The sequence below is a fragment of the Mesorhizobium sp. M7A.F.Ca.US.010.02.1.1 genome (genome assembly GCF_004023085.1).
In the GTDB taxonomy this organism is placed as follows: Bacteria; Pseudomonadota; Alphaproteobacteria; order Rhizobiales; family Rhizobiaceae; genus Mesorhizobium.
In genome coordinates, this window is record NZ_RZRV01000033.1 from 47,937 (window position 1) to 61,914 (window position 13,978).

Consider the following 13,978-nt stretch of genomic DNA (forward strand, 5'->3'; position numbering starts at 1 on the left):
TTTTCGGCGCGATGATCCATTGATCAGGCAAGGACCGTGTTCGAGGTAAACTCCGTGCGGTGGTCTGCGACGATCATGCCGGGCTTGCCGCGCTGGGCGATCAGGTCGTCAGTTCGCGAGCAACGCGGCGACCAGAGATCTGTGTCCGGAATCGCGTAAGGCATTCGCGCGTCACGTCGTCGACGAGTTGATCGGCCGCAGGAGAACTGGTCGTACAGCGACCAGCGTGCGTTCGGCTTCGCCTCGACACGGATCGGCCCCGCATGCCGACCGCCGCTCGCCGTCCGCACTTCAACAAGGTAGGCGACATCTCGTCGACCGGCAAGATCTATTCCGGACGTCCGCGCTGTCGTTATGACAAGCCATATTCTAATTTAGATCTCAAAAATCTTCCGGGGAGCAGTGGTCAGTACCTCGACGCCGGAGTCTGTGACACGGAACGTTTCGCTGATGACGTATCCAAAATCCTCCTCGATCCAATTACCTAACATCAGGTGAAAGGTCATGTTTGGTAGCAACTCTGTCATATCGCCATCCTTAAGGCTTGCGGTCGGCTCCAACCAACCAATGCCGTGTGCATAGCCGCAACGCGTCTCCTTTTTGAGGCCCCGCTTCTCGATGCTGCGATTGAAGGCGTTGGCAACATCGCTGCAAGTCGCTCCTGGCCGTATCGCATCAAGAGCGACCTCAAGGCCGGCGACTTGGATCTCATGCACGCGACGTAGACGATCGGAGGGTGAGCCGATCGTGTAAGTGCGCATAAGCCCAGCACAGTAACCATATCGCGCACCGCCGATTTCGAGATTCACCTGCGATCCATAGCGAAAAACGTCCTCGCTCCACGGAATGTGGCACGTTCCCGTTCGCGGTGATGAACACAAACTTATTCCCTCGATCCCGCTTCCTGGCTTACCGTTTGCGCCGCGCACCAACGTTGCCACAATTTCCGCGCACGCGTCTGCTTCACGCACCCCGGGGCGTATTACCTCAGCAGCGCGTCGAATCGCGGCGTCTGAGATTGCCGCCGCCTCCCGCATTACAGCTATCTCGAGATCTGACTTGATGAGCCTTTTCCAAGTGACCGCCTTAGTAGCATCGACGATCGTGGCACCAGGCAGGCGCATCCTAAACTTTTTCGCCGATTGCGATGGAAGGCAGCATAGCTCGATTCCTATGCCTCGACTCGCGAGGCCGACGTCCTCCAAGTAATCGACTACCGCGTCATAGCCATCCTTGTCAGGATTTCCAATATACGCTTCGGGGTATGCGACGATTTTGTCGCGCTCCATAAAACATTGATGAATGGCTGCCGGCGCATCACAGCGGCGCAGAATGAACGTCGGTTCCTCTTCTCGTATCGAAACCACAACGGCCTGAGGAACATAGGCTGATAGCGCGGTGTACCCCGTGAGATAGGTAATGTTATGTTGGTCGGAAACGACGAGCGCGTCGATATCGCACCGACCCATTTCGAACTTCACCGAGCCGAGCCGGCGAAGGTATTCACTTCTAGGGAATGCCTGGGGTCCCTTGGATATATTCATAAGTTTGAACTCCAGCTATGCTTTTGACAACAAGGCGAGCTATTGCGGGTAAGAGTTCTTATGCTGGCGACGGATCACCTCTCAGTTGGGGGGGAGTCGTGGGGCTGCAGATCGCTCCTGTTCGCCCGACGGCGGTGTGATAGACCAAGCGATTAAGTCGACAGCTCGTTGGAGTATCGCTTCGGTCTGAGCAAGGCTGGGTGAAACGGCGACGACATGTCCTATCCAGTCTCGAAAATCGCCTTTCCTGAAGATCGGCGCGTTGGGTTCAACATACAATTTGATTTCAGCGACACCTGGTACCGCGATCGCCTGACTGCCGCCATCGATCCAATCGAGGGTGCCGTCGCAATCAGCAACTAGGAACCGCGCGGCTGCGGTCTGCAAATGCCTTCTGCGCAAATCCCATTCCTCGCCGACGACAAGCTTGATGTGCTCGGTGACCAGATCGACACCGCTCGCCAGTTGGACCAGTTCAGGCTCAAGCGCACCAGCAAGACGCGGATTCACTTCGATTACAACCGGGCCATGATTAGTCAACCGGAGCTCGATGTTCGTTGGCCCCCAATTAAGGCCAAGAGCTTGCAAGCACCTCAGCGAAACATCAACGATACGGTCATGATCGTCTTCCGCAAGCGGGGCCGGGAAGGTCGTTTCACGGAAGACGAAATGCGGTGGGGGGCCGAAATCAACGGCGACAATCCCAATAACCTCATTGCCCATTATCTCCACGCTATAAAAAGGGCCGCGCGCGAATTCCTCAACCAATATCCTCGGCGAAGACGGCCAGATGTGCTTCCCACCCAACAGATAGGTCGTGTGGTCAGCTAACTCATCGGCGTTGCGGCACAATCGGACACCGATGCTACCGCTGCCGATTGCCGGCTTAACAATTACGGGAAAGCCGATCTCCGCGACAGCGCTTTCTACTTCTGCCACATTCAGCGCCATGCGATAAGCGGGTATCGGAACTCCGGCTTCCGCAAGTAGCTGGCGCTGAGAGAATTTGTCACAGCATCGTTCAATCAATTCGGGGTTGGGTCCCGGTAAGTCGAAATGCCGACATAGTTTGCCAACGGTTGCATAGACCGACTCGTCGATGCCCGAGAAGCCCGTGATACCAGCGATGTCATTGGTCTCACGCAGCCTGGAACATTCGCGAATCAAGGTATCAAGATTGGTTGTATCGACACGGATTGCCTCGCTTCTTTCCGCCGCAAGATACTCGTACTGTGTTGGATCAACTGATAGTGTAATTGGATGAAAGCCAAGACGCCGGGCCGCGTGGATGTATCGTATTCCATTACCTCTTGCATGGCCTTCAACCAGGATGAGAGCTTTCCTTGACATTGGCTGTTCTCCACTCTGCGTTTTTGTCGATAGGTCGTTTTGCCATCGTGGACCTCAGACTTAAAGACAACGATCCAAGGCCAAACATTCCGTGAAATTGGTCGCCTCTACCCGCAGCCGCTGGCTGAAGCTGAAGTTGCCTTTGGCGCAGCAAAATCGTCTTCCCAGATCTGGGCAGAACCGATTGGGCTTGATGGCAACTGACCGAATAGTGGCCGAGTGGGATAATGCACTGTATCGCGTACCAGAGTACTGGGGACGAGTACGCCCTTGACCGGGACCCGGCGCCACGAGCTGTCACCGAAAGGCCCTACTAGGGAGTGAGTTTTAGCGCGTTATCGCCGGGAGAGCCCTCGCGAATCGAGAACGTTATCCTTCCATCGTCGTCTATTGCACCCTCGTAGAACATGTGGTCGCAGATAGAATTATCCCGGTGGAAAGTCAGCACTCGCGGCTTGATCTCCACCATCTGATGCTCCTCGATGTATGCGGAGGAGCAAACGATTATTTCGTCCCCGACCTGACAGGTGCGAGCAGCGGCTCCGTTCAGCACGCAGCAACGAGAACCCCGCTCTCCATAAATCACGTAAGTGCTGATTCGAGCGCCCGATGATTTATTCCAGATTTCAACGAATTCCATTGGAAGGATGCCGGCTTCGTCGCAGTGATCTGGATCCAAAGTTATTGAGCCCCGGTAGTTCAAATTCGCGTCGGTCACAGTTATTCCATGAAGCTTGGCGGCAACAAATTTTCTCATCTACATTTCCTCTCGGCGGTGGGACACTGCGTCGACAAGCGATTGCTGTGTCTTGGTTTCAGGATGGATGGATGGACGTTCTGCGATTTGTCGTATTGTGGTTCTTAGGACAAAATTGATTACTCTGGCGTGGCCAGCACGAGACAGTCAGGCGAAGGCTGGTTGTGGTGGGCGGAGGCATTGCCGGCCGGCTGTCCCCCATTGGTAATGCCATCCGATACAGTTCCGACATGTTCCGTTCCTTTAATTAGTTGTGATTTCAGGTGACTGTGCCAATCGGCCCGTTCAACTGGATCGCACACAAAGTTGCAAACCTCGTGCCAAACTGGCTAATCAGGCCGGAAACAGAAATGCGTGATCTCTTTCAGCTATTTAGGTGAGCAGACCACGGATCGGATCAAGAAGGCACGTCGCGGACGCGACAAAATGTTGAGTGTAGGACGGGTTGAGGTGGCGCCCTTCTGCTGGTGGTCGTGCGGCCGATCTGGGCATCGTTGACTTCTGGCGGCGGGGATGTCGAGGACGCTCGGGTATTGGCTGTTCGGATCTTAGACGCGTGCAGCCTCATGCCTCGAATGCGGCCGTTTTACTTGTCCCAGTCGAGGCCTGCCTAAATGTTTGATCTCAGGTTTTGATGGGGCATCCTTATCTTCCGAATCAAAGGATGCACTATGGGCCAGGTTCTTCATGGGAGCGCCACGACGACAGAGGCGGTCCGTCGGGCGCCCGCTGATCAAGGGTTTGTTTTCAGCGATGGGATGGTCGCGGGGCTTACGCTCCTAAGGACGACCTTAAGAGCCCAGCCTCGCTACCGTGCCATGATCGCGCAAGGCGGCCCTCGCCGGAGGCGTACCCGAGGATCGCCCCTGACCAACAAGGAAAAGCCGGATCGACGCGGTCATGTATCCTCTAAGAGTTGTCATGACGCTTACCTCCTTCAGGTTGTGTGCGTCAAGTTCTGCAAAATGGGGCGGCCACGATGCTGGTCATGCGGCTTGGCGTAGAGCGAGCTTCTTGTGCTCGCGCAGATCGTCCATGTTGATGTAGCGGTTGGCCTCCATCCAGTTCTCGTTGGTCTCGCAGCCAGCGCCCTGACGAGGCGCAGGCAGCTTTCATTGGGGAAGATGCGCATGACATTGGTGCGCCGGCGGATTTCCTCATTGTGCCGTTCAAGCATGTTGGTGCTCTTGAGATGCTTGTGATGCTGGCGCGGCAGGCAAAAGAAGGTCAGCGTGCGCTCGATGGTCTCCTCCACCCAACTCGTCAGTCGCGGATAGCGGCCCGACCATTTGGACAGCCATGCGGCGAGATCGGCCTTGGCCTCGGCGAGATCGCGCCGGTCATTAGAGCCAGCGCAAGTCCTGCAGGCAGTCGGCGCCGTGCTTTCTCGGCAGGTGATCGAGCGCGTTCCTGAGGAAGTGGACGTAGCAGCGCTGCCAGGCGGCTTCGGGGATCACCTCGCCGATCGCCGCGACCAGGCCGGCATGATTGGCGGAGACAACCAGCTCGACGCCCTTGGGGCTGCGCGCCTTCAGCGCGACGAGGAAATCCCTCCAGGCCGAGCGGCTTTCGCGATTGGCCATCTCGACGGCCAGGATCTGGCGCCGGCCGTCCCAGTCGATGCCGACAGCGATCAGCACCGCCTGGCTCATGACGACGCCGGCCTCACGCACCTTCTCTTAGCGCGCATCGAGGATGAGGTAAGGAAACGGCTCTTGAAGGGGGCGCCTGGCAAAGGCAGCGAGGCTCTCGTCCAGCCGCTTGTTGATGGCCGAGATCGACGAGGCCGAGAACGCATGGCCGCACAGCTCTTCCGTGATCGCCTTGACCTTGCGGGTCGACACGCCCTGCACATACATCTCCGCAAGCGTCGCCACCAAGGCCCGCTCCGAACGCTGGTAACGCTCGAGAAGCTCGGTCGAGAAGCGGCCGGCCCGGTCCTGCGGAACCCGCAGCTCAAGCTTGCCGACCCGCGTGACAAGGGTGCGGCCGTAATAACCCGAGCGGTAGCCGAGCCGCTCAGGTGTGCGCTCGCTCTTCGAAGCCCCCAGCGCCTCGTCCATCTCGGCCTCGAGTACCTCCTGCATCACCGCACGGATCACTTCGTGAAGTCCGTCCGGGTCCGAAAGCAGAATGTCTTTGATGGCAGCGCTGCCGGTCTTACTTTCAATCTTGGTCATGGTGGCGTTCCTTCGCGGGAATCGGTGACGTGAACAATCACCAGCCTGCCATGACCGCCCTCTCTCAGCGAATTTGCAGAACTGTCAGCACACACCCTCCTTCATCACAAACCCAACCGAACAACTGGGCAGGTGTTCCAAAAAACGCCGAGTTCCAATAAGGACTCAGGTCCTGGTCCGCTATTGTCACCCCTTCCAAGTCGATGTGTTCGTCACAAATCTTGCGCAATTGAGAAAGGTCGCCCGGGCGTACAACTCTGATTTCCACAGTATTCTCCTGCTTCTCGTTCCGGCACACGTCAGGGGATTTGCTTGCGCAGTTGCCTGATGTGGCAGGTGAGCCAGCCCGCATATTGGCCGTCGTATTGTGGGCCGCGACGCTCACATGTGCGCACCCGATGAAGTGTAGATGTGTTTGTTTCAGGCAATGAGGCGCGTCTTGTGAGCACCGCCACGGTGGACCTGAAATCGCCTCACAGACGCTTGCCCACTGAACACGTCCCCGCCATGACCGGGGACGTGTTAAGGCACATTGCCTTCAGCCTCTGCAGAGGTCAGCGGTCTTGCTGCCGTCCGCAGGTTGTCTTTGCCGTAGCCGTATTTGCCGAATACTGCCATCATTTCGCCAGAGCCAACATAGTCCTGCATACGGCATTGAACGCGTCGACCGCAGCCTGCTCGTTGAGCTCGAAGGCGATAGCAGGATAGTTGGCTGGCGCGATGAACGAATCGGCCAGCTCAAGGCTGTGGTCCTTCTTAACAAGTCCAGTCGCTGTAAAGTAGTCGAGGGCACCGGCGGCGGCGCGACAGCCTGTCCGCCGGCGGTCCGGCGACCTGCATGATTTTGTCGTCGGCGATGCCTGACTTTTTCGCGTCCTGGACCGCGGTGTAGCCTGTATCACTGACGAAGGTGAGTCCCTTGTCACGCACATCCTCATAAGAATGCAGCCCTTCCGGGTTGCCCTTAGGCACCAGCAGTGCGCCTCTCTCCGTAGCGATCGGTTCGCTGAACAGCACGTTGCGGCAGCGCTCCGGCTTGATCCACATGCCGGCCGTGATGAAGTCGAAGCGGCTAGCCTGCAGGCCGGGGACAAGTGAGCCCCATTCGGTTACGACCGGCTCGATTCTATTCTCGTGTTTTTGCGCGACGCACGCAAATGCCAGACAATCCGATCCCCAAATTAATTCCCAGCACCGCAGGTTATTTGGTGTCCGCTTTTTCAACGAGACGCTCCATGAGCGTGCTGTAGGCGACAAAACCGGTGTGAGACCAGAAGGTCTTGCGGCCAGGATTGGTCTCCAGCACGTCGAGGAAAATCCTTGATTTGTTGTGGAAACGAGACCGAATAAGCAGCTCAAGGGTCCTGCAGCCAATCTCCGAACGTCGGTGTTGGCAGCTGACGTAGAATTGCCTCAAAAAGACGCGTTGCCCACTCGGCTCCGCATTGTCTGGCTCCAAACGATGAGTGGCGAGGCCCACAATCTCGCCGTTCTGGCTGAAGAGGTCGACCATCCAAATTTCGCGATTCACCAACTGAATAAACCGCTCCTTGAGTTCTGAAACCGTCATCGGGGTTTCGATGCTTCTCGGCCTCGATCAACTCGCGGTTCAACATTGCCAACTTGTCGAAATCTTCGGCGGCAGCTCTGCGAATCTCAATTGTCTCTGAAGCACTGTGATCCTCTCCTGACCCATGCGACCCACGCAGCGGGCTAGGCAATGCGCTCCTACATGTCCGTGGTGGGTAAAGCCCGTCCGCAGCCAAAAATCCTATGATTAGAGTTGTTCTCGATGACCTCCGATACGGATTCTCTCGCCGGGCTTATTTCGATTTGGTCGAGGTCATTGAATCCTGCATCGCCCGACAGCCGCGCCGTCGGTAGGGATCAGCAAGCGTTCAATTTCCAGATGGTGGCTGCGAGAGGCGGATACCAACGTTTCTCGTCTGAACGTAGCCGTCCAGCGCTTCCTGACCCTTCTCCCTGCCGTAGCCGGACTGGTTTATCCCACCGAACGGTGTTTCCACCCCGCCCACATACCACCCATTCACGTACACTTGACCGGCCCAAAGGCGGTCGGCGGTCCAGAGGGCCCGGTCAATATCCCGCGTGAACACGCCCGCTGCCAGACCGTGAACGGTGTCGTTCGCGAGATTGACGGCCATTCCCGGATTATCGAACGTGGTAACGGCAAGAACAGGACCGAATACTTCTTGCTGGAAGAGATTGCTGTCTCGCGCGACATCGGCAAACACCGTGGCCGCCATAAAGTAACCGCTCCGCTCCGAAAGCGCAGTCCCGCCGGTTACGAGTCGCGCGCCCTGCGAGAGGGCCGTCTGGCAGGCCCGCTCAACTCCTTGTCGTTGGTTTCGGGAGATCAACGGGGTGATGTCGCAGTTTTCGCGTCCTGGACCGACCGACAGTCCTTCGACGCAGACCCTCACTCTTTCCACCAGTTTGTCTGCAATAGAACGTTCCACAATAAGACGTGTAAGGTTGTTGCAATTCTGGCCTGCATTCAGAAAGGTCCCGACGCGTACCGCTTCCACAACGCAGTCGAGGTCGGCATCGGAATACACAACTGCAGCCGACTTTCCGCCCAGTTCCATTATGCAGGGCACGATCCGATCCGCTGCCGTCTTGAGCACCGTCCGCCCAGTAGTAATCGAGCCCGTGAAGACGATGTGGCGAACGTCGGGATGTTCGATCAGCGCCTGGCCTGCCGTTTGGCCGTATCCAGTGAGCACGTTGACCGCTCCGGCAGGCAGCCCCGCTGTCTCACAGGCACGCGCAAGTTCAACTCCGGAAAGGGGAGCTAGTTCCGGCGACTTCACCACGACTGAGTTGCCGGTTGCGATGGCGCAGGCCAGCGAGCGGGCCGTCAGTTCAAGTGGACCATTCCACGGAACGATCTGGGCGGACACGCCGAAGGGACTTCTGACTGTGTAGTTGACCAGGTTGGCCCCGCGCGGGATCGAGCGCCCTTCAAGTTTGTCGGCCAAGCCACCATAGTATCGCAGGTATCTGATGGCGGTCTGAACCTCGCCATCGGCAAGTTCCAATGCCTTCCCCGTCTCCGCGCAGTTAATGGCTGCGATCTCGTCGAAACGCGCTTCAAGGGCGTCGGCAACGCGAAACAACATGCGACCGCGATCATACGGATGCATGTCTATCAGCACGCGGTCGCGAAAAACGCGGTGAGCAGCAGTAACGGCAAGCTCGATGTCTTGGGGTCCTGCTTCAGCTACGACAGCAATCGTTTCGGCGCTCGCCGGGTCATCGACCTCGATGCGTGTGCCGGACACAGAATCCCGCCACTCGCCATCGATATAATTTTTGACTACGTCGTTGCTGGCCATCCAGTCCTCTTTCTTATCGCTCGATTTTCTTCGAATTGGCGCAGCGACAGTGGTCGGCGCCGCAGGAAGAACGGCAACCGTGGTATCGGTCCGGCAGTGAAAGCCCTAGTCTGCCGTTCAGCCGCTCCGAGTTCGCCCACTGCCACATGCCACGGAACGGCCTTCCCGTTCCGTGACTGCGAGCGGCCCGATTTTGGACCTGCTAGTGGCCCGGTGCTTTGTCGGCTAGCGAGCCGCGCCTCCACCGTCGAGGGTAGTCGCTACTGCGCCAATGCTGTCGCGAATGATGGACAGACCACGCCGAAGGTCAGCCTCGGCGATGGTGAGGGCAGTCATGAACTTAAGCACCTCACCGTATGAGCCGGCGATCTCGATCACCAAGCCCCGACGAAAAGCCTCCTGGGAGACCAGACCTGGCAAGGAGTGGTGCTTCGGTGAAACGAGTCCGTACATCAGACCGCGGCCTCGCACGCTCAGGCCGAGGGTGGGGAATTCCTCGGTAATCGCGTTGAGTTCTTGGACCAAGATCGCAGACTTGCGAGCGATCTCATCCTCGAACTTGGAGTCGGACCAGTAAGCTTCGAGGGCCGCACGAGCAGTGACGAAAGCATAGTTGTTGCCTCTGAAGGTCCCGGTGTGTGCGCCCGGGGCCCAGACATCAAGTTCAGGCTTGATGAGAATAAGGGCCATTGGGGTTCCGATCGCCGACAAAGATTTGGACAGGGTAACGATGTCCGGCACAATTGCAGCCGCTTCGAAACTGAAGAAACTGCCCGCGCGACCGACCCCGGCCTGGATGTCATCGAGGATCATCAAGATTCCGTGCCGCGACGTTAGCTCGCGCAGCCGTTGCAGCCAAGTAACGCTCGCAGCATTGATGCCGCCTTCACCTTGGATCCCTTCCAGGATCACCGCGGCAGGTTTGTCGAGGCCACTGTTGGGGTCATTGAGAAGCTTTTCGAAGTAATCGATTGTGTCAACTGACGCCCCCAGGTAGCCTTCGTATGGCAACGATGTCACATGGGCGAGGGGAAACCCGGCAGCGGCCCGGTGCTCCTTGTTTCCCATCGCTGCCAATGCTCCAGCGCTTTCCCCATGGAACGAGTTGGTAAACGAGACGATGTTCGATCTCCCGGTCACCTGGCGAGCCAGTTTTAGACTCGCTTCGACCGCGTTCGTACCTGTGGGGCCGGGAAACTGTAATTTGTATGTCAGACCACGAGGCTTGAGAATGTATCGCTCGAAAGCTTCGATGAAGGCTTTCTTGGCCGTCGTGGCAAGGTCCAGCCCATGCACAATTCCGTCGCGCTCGATATAATCCAGCAGCGCCTTCTTGATGACGGGGTTGTTGTGCCCATAATTCAAAACGCCTGCACCGGCGAAAAAGTCGAGATATTCCCGACCGTCTGCAGCGATGAGAGTGGTCCCGACTCCGCGATCGAATAGGGCGGGGAAGGCGCGGACGTAGCTGCGCACCTCAGACTCCAGGCGATTGAAAACCGCGAGACCTGCATCCATTTCAGGTGCGAATTGCTTGCTCATAGGCGAACTCCTCAATCTGAAGCCTGCAAAGCCAGGCCTCTTCTGCTTTATGAAGTGGCGTGTAGGTGCCGTTGTGAGACAATAGCGCGCTACATTGGGCGCCTTGCGCAAATTCTGAGCGGCGGGATGCAGTAATTATGCGAAATTGCCGGCAGGTTGCATAAGGCCGGCGGTTTGTGTGGCTGCGGTGACGATTTTTCCCAACCACCTCAAGACGGCTGCATTTGATGCAGCAACCGGGGCAGGCGAACCTAGCGCTCGATTCCCTATACACAGATGAGACTCTTGGCAGCGTGAGCCAACGAATGGAAGCCGAAGCGCGGAAATAGAGGTCCCCCCTATCATCATCGTCCAGTCGGCTTAGCGTTTAAGTTCCGAGACGTTTCCTCGGCCGAACTGGGCGCAAGGCCTCGGCTTTTGACCGTCGGCTGCCATTGTCAGTTGGGCGATGGTGGACAGCACTCTTCGGCCAATGGCTATAACTGACGTCGAGGACGATAGCCGACTTTGGTCCCATGCCTGGCCTGATCGTTTGGGCTTCCGTCTGCGCGGGGTTGAGGCTACAGTCGAGTGCATATCGCAGTTTTTCTGCGCAAATTGCAGCTATTCCGGAGAATGACCATGGAATTGGATCGGATAGATCTGAAAATCTTAAGCGCTGTTCAGCGCAACAATCGCCAAACAACGGAAGAATTGGGCCAACTGGCCGGTATATCGCCCACGGCCTGTCAGCGGCGATTGAAGCAGTTGCGACAAATTGGCGTAATTGAGGCTGATGTTGCAATCGTGTCGCCTGAGGCGGTGGGCAGGTCCCTGATGATGCTGGTCTTGGTCGACATTGAGCGCTATCGTTCCGACGTCATCGATCGCTTCAAGCAGTCTCTACAGAAGGCGCCTGAAGTAATGAGCGCGTATGCGGTCACCGGTAACGCCGATTTCGTTCTCCTTCTCTCCGTGCGTGACTTGGCAGAGTACGACGCATTCTCGAGGCGTTTCTTCTTTGATAGCCCGGCTGTTAGAAATTACAGCACGATGATTGTGATGGATCGCACGAAGGTAACCTTGGCGGTGCCAATCGATGTATAGAACGCGCAATCTTACGCGCATTCAACAACTGGTTGATCCGATTCACCGATGACTGGCGCAAGGGTCAGCCGCCTTGCCCGCCGGCCATGATTGGGACGGGAGTTTTCGTACCGCTAAAGCGGCGATGGAGCGCAAGGCGAAGCATCATTCTGCTCCTTACAACGGCCTCGTCAGCGCGATGCTGCAAAAGCACTTCTGGACCTACCGGGCTGCATTCTGATGTATCTCGCGATAGGTTTGTCCCCTTCAGTCGCGATGCGCTTTGTCCACTTAAGTCACGACGCTCCGGCATCGCCTTCAGCCCTGATGGACTGCTGGCAAGGTCATGTTTAAACGTTCCGCCCCGTTGGGAGGCCGCCATAATGCGAATCTCTTAAGAATGCGCTGATTTCCTGCGTCCTGCAAGATAATTGCGCGTTTTTGCTTGCTCGCCGTCTGCTAGATTTTTGCCCGACTCAGACATTTGCGAGTTTGCGTGGTTTTCGATTATATCGTCGTGGGTGGTGGCTCCTCTGGATGCGTGATGGCGAGCAGGCTCTCCGCCTATGGCGCTCGCGTGCTGCTCATTGAAGCTGGCCCTGATACGCCGCCGAATGCCATTCCTGACGACATCCAGGATGGCGACCCAACGCGTGCTTACCTTAATCCCGGTTATCGATGGCAGTCACTCCACGCGACAACGGTGCGAGGTGGCCGCAAGCCTGTCCATTACGAACAGGCGCGCGTCATGGGTGGCGGCTCCAGCATCAATGCCCAAGTCGCCAACCGCGGCGGGCCCGGAGATTACGATGAGTGGGCCTCAAGCGGTGCAACGGGCTGGGGTTGGGAAGACGTGCTGCCCTACTTCCGTCGTCTAGAATGCGATTTGGATTTCGGCGGGGAATTTCATGGCACGAACGGCCCCTTGCCAATCAAACGTGTGCGCCAATCAGACTGGTCGGGCTTCATCCGGGCAATCTCCGATGCTTACGATGCTTTGGGGCTTCATTTCAGGCCAGACTTCAATGGTGCATTCGGTGATGGCTATTCAGTTGTCCCATTGACCAACCGCAATGGTCATCGGGTCTCCTCCGCGATGGCGTACTTACCCGAAACCGTCCGCTCTCGCCGCAATCTAACGATTTTATCCGAAACGACAGTTGCGCGGCTGACCTTTTTGGGAACAACGGTAACGGGGGTCGAGACGGAGAACAAATCGGGCGTCCAATCGTATAGCTCTTCTTGCGTTATCCTGTGCGCAGGAGCACTCCATTCACCCGCCATATTGATGCGCTCCGGGATCGGCCCCGCGAAGGAATTAGTACAATTCGGAATCCCTATCGTTGCAGATTTGAAAGGTGTGGGCCAGAATCTTCAGGAACACCCCACGATTTGCGTTTCGGCCTATTTGAAGCCGGCCGATCGCTTGTCACCCGGCGTGAGCGAATATATTCAGATGCACGCCCGCTACTCGTCGGGTTACGAAGGCTGCCCGTCGACCGATATGGCAATATCGACTGTTGCCAAATCATCCTGGCACCCGCTGGGGAGGCGCCTCGGCACTCTCGCCGTGTGGGTCAATCGCAGCTACTCGACGGGAACTGTGGCGCTCAAGGGTAGTTCGCATAAAATAGAGCCGGAGGTCGATTTCAACTGGTTGAGCGACAAGCGGGACGCCGAGCGCCTCAAGCAGGGCTTTCGCTTCATAGTCCGCCTGCTGCAGCAAGATTCGCTGTCCTCTGTGGCGCTGGACCCGTTTCCGTCAGCGTTGAATGCGCGAGCGAAGCTGGTGAGCAAGGTCACAAGCACAAACTATGCACTCACGTCATTTCTGGCGCTGCTCATGGACGCGTCGCCGCGGCTGCGCCGTGGGCTGATTAGGCGCGTCATAACGGATGGGGATAGCATTTCCGATCTCGTCAACGACGAGAAACATCTGGATCGGTATATTCGCCAGAACGTCATCCCAAGTTGGCATCCGACGTCGACCTGCAGGATGGGGGCAGCCGCGGATCCTGGCGCTGTGACCGATCCGTCGGGACGCGTTCATGGTATTTTGGGTTTGAGGATCGCCGACGCTTCCGTCATGCCATTTTGCCCTCGGGCGAACACAAACATTCCGACGATTATGGTGGCTGAGAAATTGGCCGACACAACCTTGAGAGACGGCAGACGGAGCTA

Annotated in this window: 9 protein-coding genes and 2 pseudogenes; 2 read left to right on the plus strand and 9 right to left on the minus strand. The window is 57.2% G+C overall.

Features of this window, described 5'->3' with window-relative positions:
- Nucleotides 1–26: 26 nt before the first annotated feature.
- The 9 genes and pseudogenes from EOA19_RS25965 to ectB all read right to left on the minus strand — a co-directional run.
- Nucleotides 27–257 (minus strand): annotated as a pseudogene (locus EOA19_RS25965) (IS3 family transposase); the annotation flags it as partial.
- Nucleotides 258–374: 117 nt separating this feature from the next.
- Complete coding sequence (locus EOA19_RS25970; RefSeq protein ID WP_063169356.1) at nucleotides 375–1,544, minus strand: Xaa-Pro peptidase family protein; 1,170 nt, start codon at nucleotides 1,542–1,544, stop codon at nucleotides 375–377.
- An 81-nt stretch (nucleotides 1,545–1,625) separates the two neighbouring features.
- Nucleotides 1,626–2,894, minus strand: coding sequence for an acetyl-CoA carboxylase biotin carboxylase subunit family protein (locus tag EOA19_RS25975; RefSeq protein ID WP_082826583.1), 1,269 nt, complete (start codon nucleotides 2,892–2,894; stop codon nucleotides 1,626–1,628).
- 313 nt (nucleotides 2,895–3,207) lie between these two features.
- Complete coding sequence (gene panD, locus EOA19_RS25980; RefSeq protein WP_063169354.1) at nucleotides 3,208–3,651, minus strand: aspartate 1-decarboxylase; 444 nt, start codon at nucleotides 3,649–3,651, stop codon at nucleotides 3,208–3,210.
- A 986-nt stretch (nucleotides 3,652–4,637) separates the two neighbouring features.
- Nucleotides 4,638–5,831 (minus strand): annotated as a pseudogene (locus EOA19_RS25985) (IS256 family transposase).
- A gap of 756 nt (nucleotides 5,832–6,587) precedes the next feature.
- Nucleotides 6,588–7,055, minus strand: a complete 468-nt coding sequence (locus EOA19_RS36105) for a transporter substrate-binding domain-containing protein (protein ID WP_224571101.1) — start codon at nucleotides 7,053–7,055, stop codon at nucleotides 6,588–6,590.
- The gene (locus EOA19_RS25995; protein ID WP_063169352.1) at nucleotides 7,033–7,401 is read right to left on the minus strand and encodes a GNAT family N-acetyltransferase; all 369 of its coding nucleotides are present in this window, start codon (nucleotides 7,399–7,401) and stop codon (nucleotides 7,033–7,035) included. The genes EOA19_RS36105 and EOA19_RS25995 overlap by 23 nt, the downstream gene beginning before the upstream one ends.
- Nucleotides 7,402–7,729: 328 nt before the next feature.
- On the minus strand, nucleotides 7,730–9,190 hold the full coding sequence (locus tag EOA19_RS26000) for an aldehyde dehydrogenase family protein (RefSeq protein WP_063169351.1): 1,461 nt from the start codon (nucleotides 9,188–9,190) through the stop codon (nucleotides 7,730–7,732).
- A 225-nt stretch (nucleotides 9,191–9,415) separates the two neighbouring features.
- Entirely contained in the window at nucleotides 9,416–10,732 is a 1,317-nt protein-coding gene (gene ectB, locus EOA19_RS26005; protein WP_063169350.1) for a diaminobutyrate--2-oxoglutarate transaminase, read from the minus strand.
- 621 nt (nucleotides 10,733–11,353) lie between these two features.
- On the opposite strand from ectB, the gene EOA19_RS26010 reads away from it, so the two are divergent.
- Both EOA19_RS26010 and EOA19_RS26015 read left to right on the plus strand, forming a co-directional pair.
- Nucleotides 11,354–11,818, plus strand: coding sequence for an Lrp/AsnC family transcriptional regulator (locus EOA19_RS26010; RefSeq protein ID WP_063169349.1), 465 nt, complete (start codon nucleotides 11,354–11,356; stop codon nucleotides 11,816–11,818).
- A gap of 523 nt (nucleotides 11,819–12,341) precedes the next feature.
- Nucleotides 12,342–13,978, plus strand: a 1,637-nt coding sequence (locus EOA19_RS26015) for a GMC family oxidoreductase (RefSeq protein WP_245486333.1), incomplete at its 3' end; no start/stop codon positions are given.